This window comes from Micromonospora fiedleri (assembly GCF_016774385.1).
GTDB lineage: Bacteria > Actinomycetota > Actinomycetes > Mycobacteriales > Micromonosporaceae > Micromonospora > Micromonospora gifhornensis.
This window is the reverse complement of the sequence record NZ_JAETXL010000001.1, coordinates 782,186-805,516: the sequence shown is the minus strand read 5'-3', so window position 1 is coordinate 805,516 and position 23,331 is coordinate 782,186. Positions and strand designations below refer to the sequence as shown.

Genomic DNA, 23,331 nt, shown 5'->3' with positions numbered 1-23,331 from the left:
ATCTTCGCTACTGAATTCGCGGCAGACAAGGGTCTAGGCGACCGTATCCGTCGGCTCGGCTCTGGATTAGGCTACGGAACGTGGAGCTCACACCGTTCTTCGTCGCCGGTCGACCCAGCCACGGCACCGACGAGGTGACCGTCCACCATCCGTACGACGGGCGCCCGGTGGGGCGTACCACCGTTGCCACCGCCGGCCAGGTCGAGGCTGCCGTGGCGGCGGCGGCCGAGGTGGCGGCGGAGGCCGCCGCACTGCCCGCGCACGCCCGCGCGGCGGCGCTGGACCACGTCTCGCGTCGGCTCGCCGAACGGGCCGAGGAGATCGCCGCTCTGATCACCGCCGAGAACGGCAAGCCGGTCAAGTGGGCCCGGGCCGAGGTGGGCCGAGCGGTGTCGACCTTCCGGTGGGCGGCCGAGGAGGCCCGGCGCTACTCCGGCGAGCTGCAACGACTCGACACCGACCCGGCCGCCACCGGCCGCATCGCCCTGGTCCGGCGGGTGCCCAAGGGGCCGGTGCTGGGCATCACCCCGTTCAACTTTCCGCTCAACCTGGTGGCCCACAAGGTCGCCCCGGCGCTGGCGGTCGGCGCACCCATCATCGTGAAACCGGCCCCGGCCACCCCCCTCTCGGCGCTGCTGCTCGGCGAGATCCTGGCCGAGACCGAGCTGCCCGCCGGCATGTTCGCGGTGCTGCCGCTGCCCAACGACCGCGCCGCCGAACTCGTCACCGACCCCCGCCTACCGGTCGTCTCGTTCACCGGCTCCGGGCCGGTCGGCGCGAGCATCCGCCGGTCCGTACCGGACAAGCACGTGACGCTGGAACTCGGCGGCAACGCGGCGGCCCTGATCTGCGAAGACTTCTCCGGCGACGAGGACCTCACCTTCGCGGCGCAGCGGATCGCCACCTTCTCCAACTACCAGGCCGGCCAGTCCTGCATCGCGGTGCAGCGGGTGTACGTGCACGAGTGGCTCTACGACGGGTTCCTGCCCCGCCTGGTCGCGGCCGTACGGGAGCTGCGTACCGGCGACCCGACCGACCCGCTGACCGACGTCGGTCCGCTGGTCTCCGTCGACGCCGCCCGCCGCGTGGAGGCGTGGGTGGACGAGGCGGTGGCGGCAGGCGCCACCATCGAGACCGGCGGCCAACGGGACGGCGCGACCTACCCACCAACCGTCCTGAGTGGAGTTCCTGCGGGGGCGAAGGTGTGCACCGAGGAGGTGTTCGGCCCGGTGCTCGTCGTGGACCGGGTCGAGAACGACGCCGCCGGGTTCGCCGCCGTCAACGATTCGGCGTACGGGCTCCAGGCCGGTGTCTTCACCCACCGCCTCGACGTCGCCTTCGCGGCGGCCCGCACCCTGGAGGTCGGCGGGGTCATCGTCGGCGACGTGCCGTCGTACCGCGCCGACCAGATGCCGTACGGCGGAGTGAAGGGCAGCGGCGTGGGGCGGGAAGGGCTGCGCAGCGCCATGGACGACTACACCGACACCCGGGTCACCGTCCTCACCGGCGTGGCGCTGTAGGCGGTCCGCTCGCGGTGCGGCTCACCAACTGCCATCGTCGCGTACCCGAGCCGGGGCGCGGCCGAGCAGCAGGGTGACGAGGGCCTCGTCGATGTTCGCGCCGAGGAACCACTCGCCGGCCTGATCCAGCGCGAAGATCCGGCCGTGCTCGTCGACGGCGATGATGCTGTGCTGGTTCTCCGTACCGATGGGGAACAGCCGTGCCCCGATCACCGCCCCGAAGTCGGCAAGCGTGTCAGCGGTGTGCGCGACCTGCCGAGGCCGAATGTCGAACCGGGAGATCCACACCTCTTGCCCCGGGCCGAGCTTGGCGCCGACCAGGCTCGGAAAAGCGGTCAGAGTCCGCAGAGCGGCCGGAGGGACGGCGTGTTCATGGGTCTTGCCCCGCACCGCTCTGACATCTCGGATGGCTGACGTCGCCACCACCTCGTCGCCGAAGTGTGGGCGCCAGCCGGCGGCGACGAGTGCGTTCGTCACATCGGTCGGGAAGCGACCCGGCTCGGGATCGGGTGCGGGCTCCGGATACCACGGTGCCGTCCAGCCGCGTTCGGACCAGGGCAGGACGTTGAAGTGGACGAGGAAGTTGATGCAGGTGTCGCAGGGGCGTTCGACCCGCCCACCCGCCGGGTCGCCCTCCTCCCGGACGAGGTAGCAGTCGAATCGAGCCGCGCTGAGCAGTGCCTCCGCGTCGCTGGCCTCCATCGGGGCGATGCCTTCGGCGGCGCGGCGGTGGTCGTACTCGTGCAGGACGTCGGAGACGACGACCAGTTCGGCGTGCCGGTCGCCGCCACGGACCAGGTGCCCGGCGGGCAGCCCGTCGAGGTACGCGCGGACCAGTGGATGGTGGTTGAGCTCGACGTCGCCCTTCGCGCCGTGCGCGGTGAAGATGCGGCCCTCGATGGTCAGGTGTGCCGCGGTGGTCGGCGTCGGTAGCCGACGGATCTCGCGCAGCAGTTGGCCGGCCGGATCCACGGTGCGGGGGACCGGCGGGCCGGTGGGGCGACCACGGCGGAAGAGTTGCTCGACCACCTCGGGTGGCACCCGGGGCCAGGTGGTCACCTCGCCGGTCTCCTTGTCGACCACCGTGGTCGGCAGGTCGCCGGGCATGGATTTGACCTGAGTGGACACCGTCGAGGTGATGACGTACCCGAGGTCGAACTCCGTGACCATGGGACGGCACTCGTGACCCAGGCGCTGTGAGTCGCGGCGGGCCCATACCGCTGCGATCTGCTCGGCCTGCTCGCGGTCAATCACACCGCGAACCTACCGGACAACGCGAATTCGTGGCAGCCGGTATGGTGCGGCTTACCGACGGTTACGAGAGGGATGGCGTTGACCGACAGCGTGAACCGTGATGCCAATCGTGCCCTCCGGGCCCGCTTCGACGAGGTGTACGGGCAGTATCAGCAGCTGCGGTCCGGTTTGGACGAACTGCAGACCAGGCTTGCCGAGCTGCGGGTGACGCAGCGCTCCGACGACGGCCAGGTGACCGCGACCGTCGGCGCCCAGGGCGAGCTGATCGCGGTGGACCTGAATCCCTCGATCTACCGTGACCACGACGCCAAGGCGCTGAGCGCGAAGATCACCGCCACGGTACGGCGGGCCGCCGCCGCCGCGACGACGGCTACCCAGGATCTCGTGAGCACCTACCTGCCGGCTCGGTCCGGGGCCGCCGACTTCCTGCGTACCGGTGATTTCGGCACCCTGCTCGGCCGGGCCGACACCGTGCTGCGACGGAGCGAGTGATGGCCGGAGAGCTCTGGCTCGACCCTGCCCGGGCCCGTCGCGGCGGCGCGGACCTGACCCGCGCGGGCGAGGCGGTGACCGGTCGGCACGCCGAGGCCGGTGCCGCGATAGCGGCGGCCAGCAGCCGGCGGCCCTGGGGCCGCGACGACATCGGCGCGGCGTTCGAGCGGCAGTACCGGGGCTACGAGGAGATGGCACTGCGGGTCTGGGCGGGCGTCGGACGACGGCTGGCCGACCTCGGCGCGGACGTGGTCCGCTCGGTCGAGACCAACCAACAGACCGACGCGGCCAGCGGCACCCGGTTCGACCGCATCTCCGACCCGCGCCCCCGGCGCTGACCTGGGCCGGAAACCTGCGATGACGCTGTTACCGAGCCCGATTCCGCACCCGCTGGACTATTCACCGTGGGACCTGCCGGGCTGGATCTACGAGGCCCTCGACTGGGTGATCGGCGTCGAATGGCCGGAGGGCGACGAGCGCGCCGTCTGGGATCTGGCCGACCAGTGGTACGCGGTGGCCGCATCCCTCGCCGGCCCGCAGGCGGATGCGAGCACCGCCGCCGCCGAGGTGCACCAGGGTTACGGCGGCGTCGGTGCGGTCGCGGCCGCGTTCGGCGGGGCGTGGCGGCGGGTGGCCGATGGCGAGGATGCCCCACTGCCGGTGCTGCTCGCGGTCAGCCACGACCTGGGACGGGTGGTGGAGGAGTGCGGGTGCGACATCGAGGGCGCCAAGCTCGAAGTCTGGATCGAGCTGGGCATCCTGGTGGTCGAGTTGTTGGCCTTGGCGGTGGCGGCGGTGCTCACCGCCGGGGCTGCTTCGCCGGCCGCCGCCGGGGTGATCGCCGCGACCCGCTTCATCGTCCAGCAGATCTTCCGGCGTCTGCTCGCCCAGCTGGCGCGCAAGTCGCTGAAGCAGGGCCTCAAGGAAGTCGGCGAACGCGCGGCGAAGCAGGTGACCACCACGGGTGCGCGCGGGCTGGCCCGGCACGCCGCCCGAGAAGGGCTGACGGAGGCGGCCCAGGAGGCCGGGGTCAACCTGGCCACCCAGGTTTATCAGCAGAGCACCGGCCGTCGGCACGAGTTGGACGTGACCGACCTGAGCACGAACGCGATCGGCGGCCTGGCCGGCGGGGCGGCGGCGTCACTGGCCGGTCTCGGCCGGCACGCCACCGGTGGGGGTGCCCGGATGGCCGAACACCTGGGCCGGGAGATGACCGGCGAGGTGATCGCCGACCAGGCCGCGAGCCTGGCCACCGGGCAGGGGTTGACGTCGCTGGAGGACGCCGCCCGCGCGGCTGCTTCGGGTGCCCGTGGCTCGGCCACCGGCCAGGCTGACCGGGCGTTGCAGGCCCGCCTCGACGGCCAGTTGGCCGCCCTGTCCGGTCCGGCGCTCCCGTCGGTGCTGCCCGGGCCGGCCATCCCGGCGCCTGCTGCCCCAGAGCTGACGCTACCGCTCGCCGGCGAAGCATCCACGCAGCCGGCGCCCGTTGCGGAGTCGGCGCAGAGCGCGGCGATCCCGGCTCAACGGACCTCGACCGAACCACCTGCCGTCGGGCCGATGGGTTCGACATCGCTGGCTGCCGGGCCCGCGCTGCCCCTGTCGGCAGCCGATGGCGGTGTGGACCTGGAGCCGCCTCATGGCGGTGGGCCGGTGAGTCTTGCCGGATCCGCCCTGAACGAAACGGTGCACCGCCCGCCGGATCTGGGTCTGACTACTGAGTCGGCTGCGACTCCGGGATCGGCCCTGCCTACTGAGCTGGGTCCGACTCCGGACCAGCCGGGTCGCGAGGTCCCGGCGAGTGCTCAGTCAAGCGCTGCTGCCGTAAGCCCAGCCTCGACGGCCGGACTGGTCGACGTCTCAGGGCCGGCGCTGTCCACGGTCGCGCCACCGTCGGTCGTGCCAGGTGTCGCTACCGGCCCGGACATGACGGCGACAGGCGGAATGGTCGGCGGTCCGGCCCACCCGAGCGGTCAGGCCCATTCGAGCGGTTCGGTCCATCCGGGCGGTTCGGTCCATCCGGGCGGTCCGGTCCATGCGTCGGGCCCGGTGGCCGCGGTCGGCATCAGCGGGTCGTCAACTGCGACGGGTTCCGCAGCAGCAGGGCCGGTGATGGACCGGGTGCCGGGCGCGCCGACGACGACGCGGCCGGAGGCAGGTTCTCCCGGCGGTCCACCGTCGCGGCCGGAGCCTTCGCCCACGCCACCCCGCTCCGCACTTGTCGAAGCACTCGTTCCGAATGCGCCGGCGGTCAACTCTCCGGGGCATGTCACCCCACCCACAGCGCCGCCGACACCCCCCGATCACGAAGCCAGCCGGGCCGCCGACTACGAGGCCCTCGAACGGCGTCGTTACCAGGGCTATTACGAGTCACAGCGAGTCCACTATGAGGAAGCTCGGCGATCACGTGAGATTTCCCGACTGAGGATTCAGGCGGATGAGCACTACCAGCGCGCCAGCGACTTCGCAGCATTTGCGCGCCAGCTTCACCAGGCGGGCCATCGCGATGCGTCAGCCAACTGGCAGCAGGCAGCGAAGGCCGAGACCCGTGCGTACGGGCGGTGTCTGGATCTGGCCGACGCGGTGGCGTCGGGTGCCGTCGTGCCCGACGTGGTGACAGTCGAGCGGCCGGAGGACTTCCATCGGATCAACGCCGACGTCGGCGATCTCGCCGTCGGCGCGATCGACACCGGCGATCGTTCCGCCCTGACCGGCGACGACCATCCACCGCCGATCGACCGGTCCCGCGCGTACGGCCGGCCGGGCGGGCTGCGTCCACCACTGGCGCTGCACCAACGGGACGTGGAACAGCAACTGCCCCGCGACGAGGCGGGCAACGTGGTGCGGACCGCCGATCCTCGGGTCGGGGACTGGTTCGGGCTGATGAACGACGGCGGGCCGCGCGCGGACCCGACCCGAGGGATCAACTGCCTGGACTGCACCCTGTCGCTCTACGACACCTGGGTGCACGGGCGTCCCCGGGTCGCGGCGCCACGCACCTTCGACGCGTACCAGGCCGGTGACGTGACTCGGCCGCTCAACGGCGAGCAGGACGGCACCGGGCGGGTCGAGGATGTCACCGGTGGCCGCTTCCAGCGGCTCTGCGACGGCACCGCCCGTACGCCGGTCGAACTGCAACGGGCGCTGGACACCGGCTACCGCAACCTGCGCGACCAACTGGTGCTCGGTGGGCACGGCAGTTTCGCCTTCGTCGTCAACCATCTGGAGCGGGGTGGGGCGCACATCTGGGTGGCGTTGAACCAGAACGGCACGGTGCTCTACGTCGACCCGCAGGTCGGGCTGGTCAGCGATCAACCGCCGTACCGGTACCACGGGGCGGCGCACCCCTTCAACGCGGTCGACGCGGACGTGCTGGTGCTCGACGGCGGTGCCCGGCCGATGCCGTTGGCCGGGTTACGTCGGGGCATCTACAGCCAGCGACCGGATCTGCCCCGATTTCCGCCCGCCGAGGAATTCGAGGGGTACGGCGACCCGTACCTCAACCGGGTGCACCTGCTCGGCGAGTCCGGCTGACCGTCTCCACCCGGCCGAGGTGACGTGGACTGCTCCGGGCAGGACGAAACGCGCTTGCCCAACCCGGGCGCGGACGGCCAGGGTCGGGACATGACGGATTTCGATTCCTCGGCCGACCATCCGATCCGACGCTTCGGCTGGTCCAACATGTTCGTCCGACCGGAGGACGATCCGCGTGCCGACGGTGGGTTCGACGGCGAACGGGAAACCCTCGTCGGTTATCTGCGCGACCAGCGACTGACCCTGGAGATGAAGTGTTCCGGCCTGGACGCGGCGGCGTTGGCCCGTCGGTCTGTACCACCGTCGACCATGTCGCTGCTCGGCCTGGTGCGGCACCTCGCCGAGGTGGAGCGCGGCTGGTTCCGGCGCACGATGGCGGGACTGGACGCGCCGCGCATCTGGTGCAGCGAGACCGAACCGGACGCGGACTTCGACGGTGCGTTGCCCGACCCGGAGGTGGTCGACGAGGCGTGGCGGGCCTGGCGGGCGGAGGTCGAGTTCGCGGAGCGGTTCGTCGCGGAGACGGCGGATCTCGGGATGCGGGGGCGTCGCGGCGACGAGGCGTATCCGCTGCGTGACATCCTGGTGCACATGATCGAGGAGTACGCCCGGCACAACGGCCACGCGGACCTGCTGCGCGAACGGATCGACGGCCGCGTCGGCCAGTGACCGACGACGCCGTCGCGCCGGTGTGGTGTGCGACCGTCGACGGCGTGGCGGGTCGCACATCCGGGGTGGTCGATGACGAGCCGAGTGTGGGCGCCGGTAGTAGCCTGACCGGCGATTCCCCCACCGGGGGAGGAACGGTGGGAGCTCATGTCGGTAGGTCGCCGCGCGGCGCGGCTCGCGACGGTCTGCGTGTTCCTCGGCGGGCTGGTGATGCTCGGTGGCGCACCGGCGCACGCCGACGAGGACCGCGTGCGGGTGCGGTCGGCCGGCAGCTTCACCGCGGGTCGCGCCGCTCAGGACGTCCGGCTGGAGGTACGCAAACGTACCGACGGCTGTGTACGGGTGCGGGGCGCGCTGGGGCTGAGCCTGCCCGGCGTCCGAGCCGAGCAGGTCACCGTCCAGGCGGAGGTCGACCGCCGATGGGTGTCCGTGCCGGTCTCCGGCACCGACGGGCTGGTGACCACCGCGCCGGTCGCCCCGGCCAGGGACGAACTCTGCAAGCGTAAGGGCACGGTGATCCGCTTCCGGGTGGCGTTCGGCGCCGACGCTCCCGGGGGACGGCTGGTCGTGACGGGCGAGGCGGTCACGGCGCGCGGTGTCCTGCTGGGGCGCGCCGTCGCGGAGTCCCAGGTGACCGGTGGCCGGGTCGCCCCGACACCGTCCCGCTCGCCGTCTCCCACCCCCACCCTGGACGAGGTGGTCGACACGCCGCCCGCGCCCACCGCGACGGTGGCGTTGGCGGCGGACAGCCCGGGGGAGATGAGTCAGGCGGCCAACCAGTCCGGCGGCATCTCGTCGGTGATGTACGTCGGCGTCGCCATGGTCGCGGCCGGTGCCCTGCTCATCGGGCTGCTGGTGTTCCGCTCGCGCCGGGATCGGCGACGGCGTAGCGAGCAGGCCGACGTCCCGCTGCCGGGTAATCCGGGCGGCACCACCTACCGTTCCACCCGATCTCCGGCGCCGACGCCACCCGGGCCGCAGGCAGTGCCGCCGGCAGCACCCGGCCAGGTGTACGGGACGGGTCGACCGCCCACGCCCCGCGTTTACGGCGGTACGCCGACGGCCCGACCCACCGGCGGCCTGTACGGCGCGCGGTCGACCGGCGCCGGCGACCAGAGCCCGTCCGGCCCGACCGAGACCGCTCCCGGCGGCTCCGCGCCCGTACCGCCGGTCTCCAGCTCTGCGGTCGTACCGCCGGTGTCCAGCTCTGCGGTCGTACCGCCGGTGTCCGGGTCCGCGACCGTGCCGCCGGTGTCGGGGTCTGCGGCCGTGCCGCCGGTGTCTGCGCCGCCGGGGCAGGGCGGGTCGCCGGGGTGGCAGGACCCGCCGCCGCCCGCCGTGCCAGGTGACGATCCGAGGTACGGGGGCGGGCTACCCGGCTGAGCCGGGGTGGGGGCCGTGCCTCCGATACGCTCAGCTTTGTTGACGGAACGCAGTCGAGGAGTGGAACCGGTGTCTGATCTGTCCCAGATCGTCAAGGCGTACGACGTCCGTGGGACGGTGCCGCAGCAGTGGGACGAGGGGGTTGCCGCCGCCTTGGGCTCCGCCTTCGCGCAGATGCTCGACGCCACCGGCGACGCGGGCAAGGCCGTGCTGATCGGGCACGACATGCGTGCCTCCGGTCCGGCGCTGGCGGACGCCTTCGCCGCCGGCGTACGCGCCGAGGGGCGTGCGGTCATCGAGATCGGGCTCGCCTCGACCGACATGATCTACTACGCCTCCGGTTCGTTGGATCTGCCCGGTGCGATGTTCACCGCCAGTCACAATCCGGCGCAGTACAACGGCATCAAGATGTGCCACGCGGGGGCCCGCCCGGTCGGGCAGGACACCGGGCTGGCCGAGGTCCGTGAGCGGGCGCAGGCGCTGCTGGACAAGGGCGAGCCGGTGGGTGAGCCGACCGCGCCGGTGCACCGGCAGGATCTCCTCGCCGACTACGCGGCGCACCTGCGCACGTTGGTGGACCTGTCCGGCATCCGGCCGCTGACCGTGGTGGTGGACGCGGGCAACGGCATGGCCGGGCACACCGTGCCCAGCGTGCTCGGCGACGCCGCGTTGGCGGCCCTGCCGTTGCGGATCGTGCCGATGTACTTCGAGTTGGACGGCACGTTCCCCAACCACGAGGCCAATCCGCTGGACCCGGCCAACCTGGTCGACCTGCAACGCGCGGTGGTGGCGCACGGCGCGGACATCGGCCTGGCGTTCGACGGGGACGCCGACCGCTGCTTCGTCATCGACGAGCGCGGCGAGCCGGTCTCGCCGTCGGCGATCACCGCGCTGGTCGCGGCCCGCGAGCTGGCCAAGCATCCCGGCTCGACGGTGATCCACAACCTGATCACCTCGCAGGCGGTGCCGGAGATCATCCGCGAGCACGGCGGCCAGCCGGTGGTGGCCCGGGTGGGTCACTCCTTCATCAAGGCGGAGATGGCGCGTACCAACGCGATTTTCGGTGGTGAACACTCCGCCCACTACTACTTCCGGGATTTCTGGTTCGCCGACACCGGCATGCTGGCCGCGATGCACACCCTGGCCGCCCTCGGCGAGCAGCCGCAGCCGCTCTCCGTGCTCGCCGCCGAGTACGAGCGGTACGTCGCCTCCGGCGAGATCAACTCCACGGTGACCGACCAGGCCGCCAAGGTCGCCGAGGTACGGGCCGCCTACCCGGATGCCGAGGTCGACGAACTGGACGGACTGACCCTGCGCTTCCCGGACGGGGCGTGGTTCAACCTGCGTGCCTCGAACACCGAGCCGTTGCTGCGGCTCAATGTCGAGGCGCCCACTGCGCAGCGAATGACGTCGCTGCGCGACGACGTGCTCGACCGGGTACGCCGATAAGATCGCTCGCGCCGTTCGGTGCCGCCGATCGGTGAAACCGCATACGTGGAAGGAGCCGCGCCGTGGCCCTCGACCCGCAGTTGCTGGAAATCCTCGCCTGCCCGGACACCCACCATGCCCCGCTCGACTACGACGCGCAGGCGCAGACGCTGACCTGCACCGAGTGTGGCCGGATCTTCGAGGTCCGTGACGACGTCCCGGTGCTGCTGCTGGACGAGGCGCGCGGCCCTGCGGAGCGGTCGTGATCGACGGGACGGCCGGGGTCAGCGGCCACCGCCACGCCGACGACCAACTGCTCGACGACCCGAAGGCGCTGGCCGAGCGGGACCCGGGCGGCATGCTGCGGCACACCGCCTCGGCCGGCGCGCAGGTGCGCGAGTCCGCAGCGCTGGCCGCCGAGGCGAACCTGTCGATGCTCGCCGACGACGGCCGTCCCCGCGCGGTGGTGATCGCCGGCATCGGCACCGCCGGGCGTACCGGTGACGTGCTGGCCACGGTCGCCGGGCCGCGCTGCCCGGTGCCGGTCATCCCGCACCGCAGCGCGGGCGTGCCGGGCTGGGTCGGTGCCGCCGACGTGGTGATCGCGGTCAGCGCCTCCGGTCGCAGCCCGGAGGCGCTCGGTGCGGCCGAGGCGGCGCACCGTCGTGGTGCCCGTCTGGTGGCCGTCGGTCCGGCCGACTCCCAGTTGCAGTCACTGGCCGAGCGGGCTCGTGCCCCGTTCATTCCGGTGCCCCGCCGGGCGCCGGCGCGGGCCAGCCTCTGGGGGCTCACGGTGCCGGTGTTGCTCGCTGCCCGGGCGCTCGGCCTGGTGAAGGTCAACGAGGCGGACCTCGCCGAGACGGCGGCCCGGCTGGACGCCGACGCCGACCGCTGCCGGCCCACCGCGGAGTCCTTCGTCAACCCGGCGAAGTCCCTCGCCCTCGGCCTGGCCGGCTCCATCCCGATCGTGTGGGGTTCGTCCCCGCTCGCCTCGGTGGCGGCGCGCCGGTTCGGTGACACCCTGTCGGCCAACGCCCGCTACCCGGTGGTCACCGGGGCGCTCGGCGAGGCGGGCCGGGGTCGGGTCGGTCTGCTCGACGGCGTCTTCGGCGGCCTCGCCGAAGGGGAGCGGGACATCTTCGCCGATCCGGAGGAGTCGACGGAGGACGGCACCCGGCTGCGGCTGGTGCTGCTGCGCGACGGTGGCCTGAACGCCGAGGACGACGCCGACGAGCCCCTCGCGGTGGAGGAACGGCGCGCCGACGCGGTGCAGACGCTCGCCGAGCGCCGGGGCGTACGGTGCGATGTGGTGACCGCCGAGGGCGGCTCGGCGCTGGAACGGCTGGCCTCCCTGGTGGCGGTGCCGGACTTCGCCTCGATCTATCTGGCCCTGGCGCACGGCCTGGATCCGATGGCGGTGCCGGCGATCACGGAGATGAAGGAGCTGGCCAACCAGTGACCGGAACGGCGGCGGCATGAGCGCCGGGGGTGGCACCAGGGCGATCGTCGCGGCGTTGCTGGCCAATCTCGGCATCGCGGTGACGAAGTTCGTGGCGTACCTGCTGACGATGTCGTCGTCGATGCTGGCGGAGTCGATCCACTCGGTCGCCGACACCGGAAACCAGGCGTTGCTGCTGGTCGGTGGTAGGCGGGCCCGGCGGGCGCCCACCGCGCAGCATCCCTTCGGCTACGGCCGGGAGCGCTACGTCTACGCGTTCATCGTCGCCATCGTGCTGTTCAGCCTGGGTGGGGTCTTCGCGCTCTACGAGGCGTGGCACAAGTGGTCGGATCCACACGGGATCACCAGCTGGCAGTGGGTGCCGGTGACGGTGCTGCTGGTGGCGATCGTGCTGGAGTCGTTCTCGTTCCGTACCGCGATCAAGGAGTCCAACCTGGTCCGGGGCCGTCAGTCCTGGACCAGGTTCATCCGCCGGTCCAAGGCGCCGGAGTTGCCGGTGGTGCTGCTGGAGGACTTCGGCGCCCTGGTCGGTCTGCTCTTCGCGCTGTTCGGCGTGGGGATGACCCTGGCCACCGGCGACGGCCGGTGGGACGCGGCGGGCACCGCGATGATCGGCCTGCTGCTGGTCACGATCGCGATCGTGCTCGCCCTGGAGACCAAGAGCCTGCTGCTCGGGGAGGGCGCCGAGCCGGCCGAGATCGCCGCCATCGAGCAGGCGGTCACCGGCGGGCCGGAGGTGGAGCGGATCATCCACATGAAGACGCTCTACCTCGGTCCGGATGAGTTGATGGTGGCCGCGAAGATCGCGGTGGCGCGCTGCGAGACCGCCGAGGAGTTGGCGCGCGGCATCGACGCGGTGGAGGCCCGGATCCGGGCGGCGGTGCCGACCGCCCGGGTGATCTATCTGGAGCCGGACATCTACCGGGGAGAGGTCGGGCCGGCGGAGGCGTCCGGTCGATCGGGGAGCTGACCGGTGGAACTGCTGTACGGGCCGATCAAGGACTACGCGTGGGGTTCCCGCTGCGCCATCGCCGAGTTGCAGGGGCGTCCGGTGCCCAGCGAGGGCCCGGAGGCCGAACTCTGGTTGGGCGCTCATCCGGGCGCGCCGGCCAGCGTCGACCGGGACGGTGGCCGGGTCGCCCTGACCGAGGTGCTCGCCGCCGATCCGGCCGGATGGCTCGGCCAGCGGGTCGTCGACCGGTTCGGCGCGCGACTGCCGTTCCTGCTGAAGGTGCTGGCCGCCGCGGCGCCGCTGAGCTTGCAGGCCCATCCGGACGCCGAGCAGGCCCGAGCGGGGTACGCCGCCGACGATGCCCGGTGCGACGGGCACCGCAACTACGTCGACCCGTTCCACAAGCCGGAGTTGCTGGTGGCGCTCGGGCCGATGGAGGCGCTCTGCGGGTTCCGGGATCCGGTGGTCTCGGCCGAGGTGTTGGCCGGGCTCGGCGTACCGGCGTTGGGGCCGGTGCTCGACGCGCTCGGTGCCGGTGCGGCCGGGCTGGCCGAGGCCGTACGCCTGTTGCTGACCTGGCCGGCGGCGGACCGTGCCGGGCTGGTGGCGGCGGTGCGGAAGGCGGCGGTGGCCGGGCCGGACGCGGAACTTGTCGAGCTGCTGGCCGAGGCGTACCCGGCCGATCCGGGGGTGGTGGTGGCGTTGCTGCTCAACCGGGTGCGGTTGGCGCCGGGCGAGGCCATCTGGATGCCGGCCGGAAATCTGCACGCCTACCTGCGCGGTACGGGTGTGGAGGTGATGGCGGCCAGTGACAACGTCCTGCGCGGCGGGCTCACCCGCAAGCGGGTCGACGTGGCCGAGTTGCTCCGGGTGCTTCGCTTCGAGGTGCTCGACCAGCCGGTGGTGGCGCCCCGACCGGTTGCGGACGGGGTGGTGACCTGGCCGGTTCCGGTGGCGGATTTCGCACTGCACCGGGTGACGGTGGGTCGGCAGCCCGAGGTCACCCTGACGGTGCCGGGGCCGTGGCTGGTGTTGTGCACGTCCGGGCAGGTCGACGTCGCCGACGTGGTCGCCCCGGTGACGCTCGGGCCGGGGCAGGCCGCGGTGGGGTCCGCCGCCGGCGGGTCACTCACGGTCAGCGGTGCGGGTGAGGTGTACGTCGCGTCACCGGGACTCTGCTGAGTCGTCTGATCGAACCGCAGGGCGTCCTGCCTGGCCGGCGCGTGTCGAAGCGGGCCCGACCCGGCAACACGTGAGTCCGACTTTTCCGGAATAGCTTGACTCGGTGCATGCGGAGTGTGACTCTATGAGTGCGCAGCGTTATCGCGACGAAGGTCCGAGAACGCGCGGGGGAACCAAACCGGGGGGATGCGCGGGGCGGCTGGAGATGGGCGGTGAAACGTCCGTCACTAGTCGCCCCGTGCGCTGTTTGGCCTCACGCCAGCCGTGATCGGGTAGGCGCGCGTAAAGTGAGAGGTTGCGCAGCACAATCGTCCGACAGGAGCTTTTATGACCAGCACCCTCCCGGCGTCCGCCAGTGGTACGTCGCCGAAATCCCGGCCGAGCACTCTCGCCGAAGGCGACTTCCGGGTGGCGGATCTGTCGCTCGCCGAGTTCGGGCGCAAGGAGATCCGCCTCGCGGAGCACGAGATGCCCGGCCTGATGGCGATCCGCCGCGAGTTCGCCGAGGCGCAGCCTCTCGCGGGGGCCCGGATCACCGGTTCGCTGCACATGACGATTCAGACCGCCGTCCTGATCGAGACCCTGGTCGCGCTCGGCGCCGAGGTCCGCTGGGCCTCCTGCAACATCTTCTCCACCCAGGACCACGCCGCCGCCGCGATCGTCGTCGGCCCGGACGGCACCCCCGACGCCCCCGCCGGCGTTCCGGTGTACGCCTGGAAGGGCGAGACGCTCCAGGAGTACTGGTGGTGCACCGAGCAGGTGCTCGACTGGCCCGACGGGCAGGGCCCGAACATGATCCTCGACGACGGTGGCGACGCGACCCTGCTCGTCCACAAGGGAGTCGAGTTCGAGAAGGCAGGTGTCGTACCGCCGGTCGAGTCTGCCGACTCCGAGGAGTACGCGGTCATCCTCGGCCTGCTGCACCGCTCGCTGGCGCAGGACGGCCAGCGGTGGACCCGGATCGCCGCCACCATCAAGGGCGTCACCGAGGAGACCACCACCGGCGTGCACCGGCTCTACGAGATGCACCGGGCCGGCACCCTGCTCTTCCCGGCGATCAACGTCAACGACTCGGTCACCAAGAGCAAGTTCGACAACAAGTACGGCTGCCGTCACTCGCTCATCGACGGCATCAACCGGGCCACCGACGTGCTGATCGGCGGCAAGATGGCGGTCGTGCTCGGCTACGGCGACGTGGGCAAGGGCTGCGCCGAGTCGCTGCGTGGCCAGGGCGCCCGGGTCGTGGTGACCGAGGTCGACCCGATCTGCGCTCTCCAGGCGGCGATGGACGGCTACCAGGTCGCCACCCTCGACGACGTTGTCGAGATCGCGGACATCTTCATCACCGCGACCGGCTGCTTCGACGTGATCACCAACGAGCACATGGCCCGGATGAAGCACCAGGCCATCGTCGGCAACATCGGTCACTTCGACAACGAGATCGACATGGCCGGTCTGGCCAAGCGCTCGGACGTCACCCGGGAGAACATCAAGCCGCAGGTCGACCTCTGGAAGTTCGACGACGGCCACGCGATCATCGTGCTCTCCGAGGGACGTCTGCTGAACCTGGGCAACGCCACCGGTCACCCGAGCTTCGTGATGTCGAACTCGTTCGCCAACCAGACGATCGCCCAGATCGAGCTGTTCACCAAGACCGAGGAGTACCCGACCGGCGTCTACGTGCTGCCCAAGCACCTGGACGAGAAGGTCGCCCGGCTGCACCTGGCGGCCCTCGGTGCCAAGCTCTCCACGCTCACCAAGGAGCAGGCCGCCTACCTCGGCGTCGCCGTCGAGGGCCCGTTCAAGCCGGATCACTACCGCTACTGATCAGGTCGTCGAACCGGGTCGACCCTGCCTCGGGTCGGCCCGGTTCGGCATGTCCGGCCGGGCCGCGGGTTCGGGCGGCGCAGCCGAGGTGGCGTTCGGGCGGCGCAGGTTGCGGGTCAGCGCGGGTTACTGCGGCGGCCGGGGCGGATCCAGGTCCAGACGCACCAGATGAGCCAACCCACCGACACCAGCGCGGCCAGGGTACGTAGCCGCAGCGCGCTGAGCAGCAGCACCAACGCGAGTACCGCCAGCCACGGCCCGAAACCTCTCACCACTGCCTCCTGGTGTCCGCTCGACACCGGCCACCGGCATCGTTCGCGTCTCAGTGTCCGCCCGTCCCGTCGGCCCCGCTGCGGCGGGCCGGCACCGACGGGCGTACGCCGACCAGACCGCCCGCCTCGACCGCCCGCGGGCTGGGCACCGGACCTGGGACCGAGATCGGCGCAGGGTCGGGCAGCGGCGCGGTGAGCGTCGACTCGGCCGACCGGAAGGTCGGTGTCGAGCCCAGTTGCGGCCACAGCGCGGCGGCCAACCCGCGTTCACCGGCGAGCCGCTGGCGGGCCCGTCGGTGCCGCTCGCCCAGGACGGCGGCCAGGTAGACCGACTCCGGCAGCCCCGGTGGTGGCGGCGGACCGGTCGTCGCGGCCACCTCCCGCCACAACTGCCGGGCCAGGTCGCTGCGGGCCGGCTCGGCGAACTGGTGGGACCGGGTCAGATACTGCCGGGTGGCCAGCGCCAGGCTCGGGTCCAACCGGCTCAGATCCAGCGTGTACGCCCAGGAGGTCAGCACCGGCAGCGGGGCCGGCACCGGACGCCAGCTGACCGCGGTGCGGGTGTGCACGACCAGCGTGCCCGCCACCAGGTCACCGAGGCGTCGACCCCGGGCATCGGTCAGCATCACCGTCGCACCGGCGACCCAGGACAGCAGCGGCAGCACCAGCCCCGGCCACTCGACGGCGACCCCGACCAGCGCCCGGGTCAGCGACTGGCGTAACCCCACCGGGCCACCGTCGTGGCTCACCACCCGCAGTCCGACCGCCGCCTTGCCCGGCGTGCGCCCCTCGTTGAGCCGTTCGAAACACACCGGGTAACCGATCAGCAGCAGGACCACCCCGACGGTGAGCAACGCCCGTTCCAGGGCCGCGTCGAACAGGCCGTACGGCAGGGCGGCCAGGGCCAGCCCGGCGATCACGATGAGCAGCAGACCGAACACCAGCTGAAGCAGCACGTCGATCAGCAGCGCGAGCACCCGGGAGCCGATTCGGGCGGCCCGTACGTCCAGCCGTACGGCCTCTCCGCTGACCAGATCGGCGTCACCGGAGGCCGGGGCGGTCCACCGCGCTGCTGTACTCACCTACGACAGTGAACACTATGATCGCGCGGACGGGGGTGGCTGGCGGTGGATCTCGACGCGTACGTCGCGGAGCATGGCGGGGAGTGGCGTCGGCTCAGCCAGCTCTGTGACCGGCGGCGTCTCGACGCCGCCGAGGTCGACGAGTTGGTGGCGCTCTACCAGCGGGTCACCACCCACCTGTCGGTGCTGCGCAGCCGCTCTCCCGATCCGGCGCTGCTGGGCGAGTTGTCCCAGGTGGTGCTCCGGGCCCGGGCCCGGCTCACCGGCCGGCCCCGGCCGTCCTGGGCGACGGTACGAGGGTTCCTGACGGCCGGTTTTCCCGGGGCGGTCTGGCGGGCGGCACCGTGGTGGTGCGCGGTGGCGACCGGCTTCACCCTGCTCACCTTCACGCTCATGGGGTTCGTCGCGGACAACCCGGAGACGGCCGCCGCCTTCATCGGTGACGAGGAGGCGGCGCACCTGGTCGAATCCGGATTCGCCGGCTACTACACGGAGTTCTCCGCGCCGACGTTCGCCTTCCACCTCTGGACGCACAACGCCTGGTTGGCGGCGAAGTGCCTGGCCGCCGGGGTGCTCATCGTCCCGGTCGGCTACCTGCTCTGGCAGAACGTGCTGAACATCGGGGTGGTCGGCGGGGTGATGATCTCCTACGGCCGGGCGGACGTCTTCTTCGGCCTGATCACCCCGCACGGGTTGCTGGAGCTGACCGGGGTCTTCGTCGCCGCCGGGGTGGGGCTGCGTACCGGCTGGGCCTGGATCTCGCCACCGGAGCAGTTGACCCGGGGGCAGGCGGTGGCTCGGGCGGGACGCGACGCCATCCTGGTCGCCCTCGGCCTGGTCGGGCTGTTCGCGGTCGCCGCGGTGATCGAGGCGTTCGTCACCCCGGCACCCGTGCCGACGGCCGTCCGCATCGCCGTCGGTGCCGCCGCCTGGCTCGCCTTCCTGGCCTACGTCGTGCTGCTCGGCTCCCGGGCCAGAGCCGACGTCGACGATCGGTGACGGCGAGGGCCGCGACGAGGTCGGCTCAGAGTCGGCCGGCGGCCTTGAGGCGCAGGTAGGCGTTGGCCAGGGCCGGCGCCAGCCGAGGGGCGGGCACGTCCACCACAGCGACGTCGTAGCGGGCCAGCGCCGCCGTCAGGCGGTCACGTTCGGCGAGCGTACGCCAGGCAGCGGCGGCGTTGTAGGCGTCCCGTGGGCGGCGGGGCGGTGTGCTGGTGAGCGCGGTCAGCACCGGATCCTGGGCCGCCGCCACCACCACCCGGTGCCGGGCGGCGAGCCGGGGCAGCACCGGCAGCAGCCCTGACCCGAGCGCCCCGGGCTCCAGCGAGGTGAGCAGCACCACCAGACTGCGCGGCCGGTGGCGGCGCAGCAACTCGCCTGCGATCAGCTGGAAGTCGGTCTCGACCAGCGCCGGTTGCAGGGGGGCCAGCGCATGTGCCAGCCGGGGCCACTGGGCCGGTCGGTCGGCGCCGCCGACCGAGGCGCGCGACACGGCATCGGCGGCCAGCACGTCCACCCGGTCACCGGCCCGTGCGGCCAGGGCGGTGAGCAGGAGGGCCGCGTCGATCGAGGCGTCCAGCCGGGGCTCGTCGCCGAGCAGCACGGCGGAGGTACGGCCGGTGTCCAGCACGCACACCAGCCGCCGGTCCCGTTCCGGCCGCCAGGTGCGTACCAGCACCTCGGCCCGGCGGGCGCTGGCCCGCCAGTCGATGGACCGTACGTCGTCGCCGGGCACGTACTCGTGCAGGGTGTCGAACTCGGTGCCCGCGCCGCGTCCCTGGCCGACCTGCGTCCCGTCGATCACCCGCAGCCGGGACAGCTTCTCGGGCAGGTGCCGGCGGGAGTCGAAGCGGGGCAGCACCCGCAGTGTCCACGGTGGGGTGGGCGGACGGCTGGTGCGCTGCCGGAACGCCAACCCGAGCGGCCCGAGCGAGCGGACCGTCAGCGCCACCGCCGGCCGGTCACCGCGGCGGGTCGGGGTGAGCCGGCTGGGCAGGGCCGCCACGTCACCGGCGGGCACGTGCACGACGCGCTCGGGTGGTACGTCCGGCTGCGCCCCGGCCGACGGCACCCAGGCATCGCGGACCTGGGCGTGCAACGTCCGGCCGGAGGCGTTGTGCAGATGCACCGTGACGGTGGCGGTCTCACCGAGCCGGACGCAACGATCACCGTCGCGCTCGACGGTGATCCCGCGCAGCGGTGCGGCCAGCCCGAAGTCCAGGGCGCACAACACCAGGACCACGCCGGTCATCACCGCCACCCCGACGAAGGGCGCGGGCCAGGCGGGCAGGGTCAGCGCACCGACTGCGAGCAGTGCTGCCGCCCGCCACGTCATCGCGGTGCGGGCACGGTGGCGAGCACCGAGTCCAGTACGGAGTCCATCCCGACCCCCTCCAGCTCGGCCTCCGGGCGCAGCCGCAGCCGGTGCCGCAGGGTGGGCCGGGCCATCGCCTTCACGTCGTCGGGCACCACGTGGTCGCGCCCGGCCAGCCAGGCCCACGCCTTGGCGGTGCCGAGCAGCGCGGTCGCCCCACGTGGCGAGGCGCCCAGTTCGAGCGCGGGCATGGCGCGGGTGGCCCGGCACAGGTCGACGACGTAGCCGAACAGCGGCTCGGCGACGTGCACCCGACCGACGGCCGCGCGGGCCACGGCGAGGTCGGTCGCGTCGGCCACCGGGCGTACGCCGGCGGCGGCCAGGTCCCGGGGGTCGAAGCCGGCGTGGTGGGCGCGCAGGACGCCCAACTCCTCCTCACGGGCGGGCAGCGGCACGGTGAGTTTGAGCAGGAACCGGTCCAGTTGCGCTTCGGGCAGCGGATAGGTGCCCTCGTACTCCACCGGGTTCTGGGTGGCGGCGACGATGAAGGGGTCGGGCAGCGGATGCTGCGTGCCCTCGATGGTGACCTGCCGTTCCTCCATCACCTCCAGCAGGGCGGACTGGGTCTTCGGCGGCGTCCGGTTGATCTCGTCGGCGAGCAGCAGGTTGGTGAAGACGGGTCCTTCCCGGAAGGTGAAGGCCGCGGTACGGGCGTCGAAGATCATCGAGCCGGTCACGTCGCCCGGCATCAGGTCGGGGGTGAACTGGACCCGTCGGGTCGACAGGTCCAGCGCCGCGCCGAGGGTGCGTACCAGGAGCGTCTTGGCCACCCCGGGTACGCCCTCCAGCAACACGTGACCGCGGCAGAGCAGGGCGATGATCAGCCCGGTGACCACCCCGTCCTGCCCGACGACCGCCTTGGCCACCTCGGTACGCAGTCGGTGCAGCGCGGCCCGGCTGGGGTCGGCGGCCAGCGGGTCGCTGAGCGTGGCGGGTCGGGTCACCGGGGGTCTCCTTCGGATCGGGGCAGCGGCGGCCGAACTGGGGACGATCGTGGGTCGCGGGCCGCGCGATCCAGTTCCTTCGCCAGTTCCAGCAGTTCCTGGTCGGTGTCCGGGGCGTCGCCGTGGAGCAGGTCACGGACGGTGTCCGGATGTTCGCCGGTCTCGGCGGCCACGACGGCAGCCACGTCGGGGGTGCCGGCCGGCAGCTGCAACCGCCGCCCCAGCCGGTCCTTCGCGGCGGCGCGGAGCACCTCGGCGGTGCTCTGGTGAGCCTTCGCCCGATGGTAGAGCCGGGCCCGGCCGAACACCGTCTCCGCAGCCGGGACGGTCACCGGCAGCGGTTCGGGCGTGGGCGGGCCGAAGCGGCGGGCCCGGGCGATGGCGATCAGCAGCGCGGCCAGCACGAGCTGCGCCAGCAGCGCCCAGAACCAGGGAGGGAAGGCCGACCAGAGCGGGTTGCTGGTCTGCTCCCGGCCCGGTCCGTCGGAGCCGGAGGCGTTACCGCCCGGTGGTGCGGGCGGCATGGTCTCGGTGCTGTCGCCGGCACCCAGGTCACCCTGGTCGCCGCCGGGTTCGTCGTAGGGTTCCTCGTCCGGCTCGGACGGCGGTGTGGTCCGTACGGTGCTGGGTGTGGGTGGTGCAGGTGCCGGTCCGTCGAGGTCGAGCCAGAGCACCCGGCCGGTGGTGGCGAGCAGAGCGGTGGCGAACAGTTCGTTGTCCCACTCGCCGATGCGGCCGTTGCGGAACGGGTCACTGGCGCCCACCACCACGTTCTCGGCCGCACCGGGAAGTCGGGCCAGCCCGGCGGAGTAGCAGAGGTCCACCGAGCCGGGCGGGCCGGTGGGGGCGTACCGCTGCCGGGCGACGGCGGCTGTCGCGCCGGTGACCTCGGGCAGTGCGCAGGGCCCGGTGAGGTGCGGGGCGACGGCCCGGGCCGCCCAGCGCCGACCTGCCGGTCGCAGTGGCATCCCGGCGGCGGCCAGCACCCGCCGGGGCGGGTCGACAAGCACCAGCCGGGTGTGGCCGGGCAGCAGGTTCAGGTAGTCGACGGTCTGCGGGTGCAGCAGTTCCGGGGCCGGTACGAACAGGGTGGCCGGGCCGGACCTCGCCGCCCGCAGCGCCGCGAGGGTGTCGGTCTCCCGCCGCACCTGCACGCCACGTTCGGCCAGGCCGGCGGCCAACCGACTGCCGCCGTCGTCCCCGGTCGACAGCGGTGACAGGAATCCCGCGTCGGTCTGGTCCGGCTGGTCGATCGCGTGGGTGACCAGGGTCGTGATGACCACCAGGGCGCTCAGCAGCACCGGGATCAGGATGCGGTGCCGCCGTCGGCGTACCTTCGGCGCGCTCATCGGGCGTCGGGGGTGCGGTCGGTGAGCAGCCGGTGCAGCGTGGCGGCGTGGTCGCGTACCCGCTGGTCGTGGTCGGCGGTGCCGGGACGCTGGGCGTACCAGATGCGGGCGAAGATGGTCGCCGCGGCGGCCAGCGGCGGACCGGCCGGTGGGTGGCGGGTGGCGGCTGCCTCGACGATCTCGGTGACCGTCGTGCCGGGGCGTACCGACACCAGGTCGCGGTCGGACAGTTCCCGGACCATGCCGCGCAGCCGCTCCCGGATCGCCTCGTCGTAGCGTCCTTCGGCGGCCAGCCGGTCGGCCAGCGTGACATGGTGCGCCGGTGGTCCGGTCGGCTGCGGCGACTCCAGGTCGACGGCAGGGTCGCTGTCGACCCGACGCGGCCGGGGTGCCCGAGCGGGACGTCGGCGCCGACGCAGCCGGGGGAACCGGCGCGGTCGGGGAAACCGGCGTGGCACCCAGGCGGGGTAGGTGTACCAGCCGGCGGAGACCAGCAGCGTGGCGAGCACCAGCAGCAGCGCGACCAGGGGCAGCGGAATGTGATCACCGAGCGCGGCCGTGGTCTCGGTCCACCAGCGGGTGAAGCTCATCGGCCCACCGCCAACAGGGTGCACTGCGGCGCGTCGACGGGTGCCCGGGAGAGGTGGATGTCCAGCCCCTCGGTGCGGATCCGGGTCTCCAGGTGCAGGACCGCGTCCAGGCAGGCCAGCCCGGCGTAGCCGACCATGTTGACGGCCGCCCACAGCAGCATGGCCACGGCGACGGCCCAGCCCGACGCGATCAGGTTCAGGCTGGACAACCCGGTGAACAGGCCCCACGCGAGACCGACCCGGAGCAGCCACCAGACGAGGTAACCGAGCAGCCGCAGACCGGCGGCCCGGCCGCCGACCCGCAGCGCGAGGTCGACGGAACGGATCGGCGCACGCAGCGGCCTGAGCCGGTCCAGGGCCAGTGCCGGGGCCACCCCGCCGAGCAGCGCGAATCCGAGGAACCAGGTCGGGCCGGGCAGGGACGCCAGCAACATCGTGACGCCGACGATCGGGCAGAGCAGCAGGGTGGCGCCCCAGCGGGCACCCCGAGGGTGGCGCAGGTCCCGAATGCCGGCCGGGCGGCCGACCAGGGCGCTGCCGGCGGCCCGGGCGGCCGGGTTGCCGAGCAGCATGATGATCATGGCTTCGGTTGCCGCGCCGACGGCGAGCAGGACCAGGAAGGGCCCCAGGCTGCTCATCGACAGGGTCCACCACAGTGGTGGATCGACGCCGACGGCGACCCGCAGGGGCAGCAGGAGGAGTTGTTCGACGAGGGCGAGCGCTCCGGCCAGGGGAAGCAGTGCTCCCAGGTGCCCGCGCAGCAGCAGCACTGCGGAGTCGAGCAGTTCACCGACGGTGAGCGGCCGGTTGGGGAGTACGGCGATCGAGCCGGCGTGGGGCACGCGCACTCCTGTCGAAGGCGGGGGCGGTGGCGCGCGGGGACGCAGCCAGGGATCATGTTGACACGCGCGAGTCGGACAGGTGGAGCCCGGCCGGTGGGGCGGCTCGTGTGAGCGGTGTACCGGCGGGTGCTGGGCACGGCGTGGGTCCCGGCAGTAGCGTGCCGGGATGACGCCCGAACCC

General features: G+C 72.5%; 21 protein-coding genes. 13 read left to right on the top strand and 8 right to left on the bottom strand.

Annotation, left to right across the window (positions count from 1 at the left end; translation table 11 throughout):
• The first annotated feature begins 80 nt into the window (after positions 1-80).
• Positions 81-1,520: an aldehyde dehydrogenase family protein gene (locus JMF97_RS03720; RefSeq protein ID WP_203220210.1), complete on the top strand. Its 1,440-nt coding sequence runs from the start codon at positions 81-83 to the stop codon at positions 1,518-1,520.
• Between the two features lie 21 nt (positions 1,521-1,541).
• Here the strand turns inward: JMF97_RS03720 and JMF97_RS03715 are convergent, their stop codons facing one another.
• The gene (locus tag JMF97_RS03715; RefSeq protein ID WP_203220209.1) at positions 1,542-2,774 is read right to left on the bottom strand and encodes an SUKH-3 domain-containing protein; all 1,233 of its coding nucleotides are present in this window, start codon (positions 2,772-2,774) and stop codon (positions 1,542-1,544) included.
• Positions 2,775-2,846: 72 nt separating this feature from the next.
• On the opposite strand from JMF97_RS03715, the gene JMF97_RS03710 reads away from it, so the two are divergent.
• From JMF97_RS03710 to ahcY, 11 genes are all read left to right on the top strand, one after another.
• Entirely contained in the window at positions 2,847-3,266 is a 420-nt protein-coding gene (locus JMF97_RS03710; RefSeq protein ID WP_203220208.1) for a YbaB/EbfC family nucleoid-associated protein, read from the top strand.
• Entirely contained in the window at positions 3,266-3,604 is a 339-nt protein-coding gene (locus JMF97_RS03705; RefSeq protein WP_203220207.1) for a hypothetical protein, read from the top strand. The genes JMF97_RS03710 and JMF97_RS03705 overlap by 1 nt, the downstream gene beginning before the upstream one ends.
• A 19-nt stretch (positions 3,605-3,623) precedes the next feature.
• Positions 3,624-6,797, top strand: coding sequence for a toxin glutamine deamidase domain-containing protein (locus JMF97_RS03700; RefSeq protein WP_203220206.1), 3,174 nt, complete (start codon positions 3,624-3,626; stop codon positions 6,795-6,797).
• Between the two features lie 90 nt (positions 6,798-6,887).
• Positions 6,888-7,466, top strand: coding sequence for a DinB family protein (locus JMF97_RS03695; RefSeq protein WP_013731718.1), 579 nt, complete (start codon positions 6,888-6,890; stop codon positions 7,464-7,466).
• A gap of 147 nt (positions 7,467-7,613) precedes the next feature.
• On the top strand, positions 7,614-8,849 hold the full coding sequence (locus JMF97_RS03690) for a YML083C domain-containing protein (protein WP_203220205.1): 1,236 nt from the start codon (positions 7,614-7,616) through the stop codon (positions 8,847-8,849).
• Between the two features lie 69 nt (positions 8,850-8,918).
• On the top strand, positions 8,919-10,298 hold the full coding sequence (locus JMF97_RS03685; RefSeq protein ID WP_203220204.1) for a phosphomannomutase/phosphoglucomutase: 1,380 nt from the start codon (positions 8,919-8,921) through the stop codon (positions 10,296-10,298).
• Between the two features lie 62 nt (positions 10,299-10,360).
• Positions 10,361-10,543, top strand: coding sequence for a Trm112 family protein (locus JMF97_RS03680; protein WP_013731721.1), 183 nt, complete (start codon positions 10,361-10,363; stop codon positions 10,541-10,543).
• Complete coding sequence (locus JMF97_RS03675) at positions 10,540-11,736, top strand: SIS domain-containing protein (RefSeq protein ID WP_203220203.1); 1,197 nt, start codon at positions 10,540-10,542, stop codon at positions 11,734-11,736. Before JMF97_RS03680 ends, JMF97_RS03675 begins: the two co-directional genes overlap by 4 nt.
• A gap of 16 nt (positions 11,737-11,752) precedes the next feature.
• On the top strand, positions 11,753-12,706 hold the full coding sequence (locus JMF97_RS03670; protein WP_203220202.1) for a cation diffusion facilitator family transporter: 954 nt from the start codon (positions 11,753-11,755) through the stop codon (positions 12,704-12,706).
• Between the two features lie 3 nt (positions 12,707-12,709).
• Positions 12,710-13,870, top strand: coding sequence for a mannose-6-phosphate isomerase, class I (manA, locus tag JMF97_RS03665; protein WP_203220201.1), 1,161 nt, complete (start codon positions 12,710-12,712; stop codon positions 13,868-13,870).
• 327 nt (positions 13,871-14,197) lie between these two features.
• Positions 14,198-15,697, top strand: coding sequence for an adenosylhomocysteinase (ahcY, locus tag JMF97_RS03660; protein ID WP_203220200.1), 1,500 nt, complete (start codon positions 14,198-14,200; stop codon positions 15,695-15,697).
• A gap of 116 nt (positions 15,698-15,813) precedes the next feature.
• Here ahcY and JMF97_RS03655 read toward each other — a convergent pair whose 3' ends face one another.
• Positions 15,814-15,969: a hypothetical protein gene (locus JMF97_RS03655; protein WP_169804608.1), complete on the bottom strand. Its 156-nt coding sequence runs from the start codon at positions 15,967-15,969 to the stop codon at positions 15,814-15,816.
• A 50-nt stretch (positions 15,970-16,019) separates the two neighbouring features.
• On the bottom strand, positions 16,020-17,051 hold the full coding sequence (locus tag JMF97_RS03650) for an RDD family protein (RefSeq protein WP_203220199.1): 1,032 nt from the start codon (positions 17,049-17,051) through the stop codon (positions 16,020-16,022).
• Positions 17,052-17,096: 45 nt separating this feature from the next.
• On the opposite strand from JMF97_RS03650, the gene JMF97_RS31035 reads away from it, so the two are divergent.
• The gene (locus JMF97_RS31035) at positions 17,097-18,050 is read left to right on the top strand and encodes a stage II sporulation protein M (RefSeq protein ID WP_203220198.1); all 954 of its coding nucleotides are present in this window, start codon (positions 17,097-17,099) and stop codon (positions 18,048-18,050) included.
• Positions 18,051-18,075: 25 nt separating this feature from the next.
• Here JMF97_RS31035 and JMF97_RS03640 read toward each other — a convergent pair whose 3' ends face one another.
• The 5 genes from JMF97_RS03640 to JMF97_RS03620 are packed head-to-tail and all read right to left on the bottom strand — an operon-like array spanning position 18,076 to position 23,150.
• Entirely contained in the window at positions 18,076-19,386 is a 1,311-nt protein-coding gene (locus tag JMF97_RS03640) for a DUF58 domain-containing protein (protein WP_203220197.1), read from the bottom strand.
• A complete protein-coding gene (locus JMF97_RS03635) occupies positions 19,383-20,369 on the bottom strand; it encodes an AAA family ATPase (protein WP_203220196.1) in 987 nt (328 codons plus the stop codon). Before JMF97_RS03635 ends, JMF97_RS03640 begins: the two co-directional genes overlap by 4 nt.
• Positions 20,366-21,718 carry a DUF4350 domain-containing protein gene (locus JMF97_RS03630; RefSeq protein ID WP_203220195.1) on the bottom strand — a complete coding sequence of 451 codons (1,353 nt, stop codon included), beginning with the start codon at positions 21,716-21,718 and terminating at the stop codon, positions 20,366-20,368. The genes JMF97_RS03635 and JMF97_RS03630 overlap by 4 nt, the downstream gene beginning before the upstream one ends.
• The gene (locus tag JMF97_RS03625; protein WP_203220194.1) at positions 21,715-22,308 is read right to left on the bottom strand and encodes a DUF4129 domain-containing protein; all 594 of its coding nucleotides are present in this window, start codon (positions 22,306-22,308) and stop codon (positions 21,715-21,717) included. The genes JMF97_RS03630 and JMF97_RS03625 overlap by 4 nt, the downstream gene beginning before the upstream one ends.
• Positions 22,305-23,150: a hypothetical protein gene (locus tag JMF97_RS03620; RefSeq protein WP_203220193.1), complete on the bottom strand. Its 846-nt coding sequence runs from the start codon at positions 23,148-23,150 to the stop codon at positions 22,305-22,307. The genes JMF97_RS03625 and JMF97_RS03620 overlap by 4 nt, the downstream gene beginning before the upstream one ends.
• Between the last annotated feature and the right edge of the window lie 181 nt (positions 23,151-23,331).

What these genes read in the sequence shown, in the direction of transcription:
- JMF97_RS03710 (WP_203220208.1), top strand. Translation starts at nt 2,847, where the DNA reads ATGGCGTTGACCGACAGCGTGAACCGTGATGCCAATCGTGCCCTCCGG.
- JMF97_RS03705 (WP_203220207.1), top strand. Translation starts at nt 3,266, where the DNA reads ATGGCCGGAGAGCTCTGGCTCGACCCTGCCCGGGCCCGTCGCGGCGGC.
- JMF97_RS03700 (WP_203220206.1), top strand. Translation starts at nt 3,624, where the DNA reads ATGACGCTGTTACCGAGCCCGATTCCGCACCCGCTGGACTATTCACCG.
- JMF97_RS03695 (WP_013731718.1), top strand. Translation starts at nt 6,888, where the DNA reads ATGACGGATTTCGATTCCTCGGCCGACCATCCGATCCGACGCTTCGGC.
- JMF97_RS03690 (WP_203220205.1), top strand. Translation starts at nt 7,614, where the DNA reads ATGTCGGTAGGTCGCCGCGCGGCGCGGCTCGCGACGGTCTGCGTGTTC.
- JMF97_RS03670 (WP_203220202.1), top strand. Translation starts at nt 11,753, where the DNA reads ATGAGCGCCGGGGGTGGCACCAGGGCGATCGTCGCGGCGTTGCTGGCC.
- ahcY (WP_203220200.1), top strand. Translation starts at nt 14,198, where the DNA reads ATGACCAGCACCCTCCCGGCGTCCGCCAGTGGTACGTCGCCGAAATCC.
- JMF97_RS03640 (WP_203220197.1), bottom strand. Translation starts at nt 19,386, where the DNA reads ATGACGTGGCGGGCGGCAGCACTGCTCGCAGTCGGTGCGCTGACCCTG.
- JMF97_RS03630 (WP_203220195.1), bottom strand. Translation starts at nt 21,718, where the DNA reads ATGAGCGCGCCGAAGGTACGCCGACGGCGGCACCGCATCCTGATCCCG.
- JMF97_RS03625 (WP_203220194.1), bottom strand. Translation starts at nt 22,308, where the DNA reads ATGAGCTTCACCCGCTGGTGGACCGAGACCACGGCCGCGCTCGGTGAT.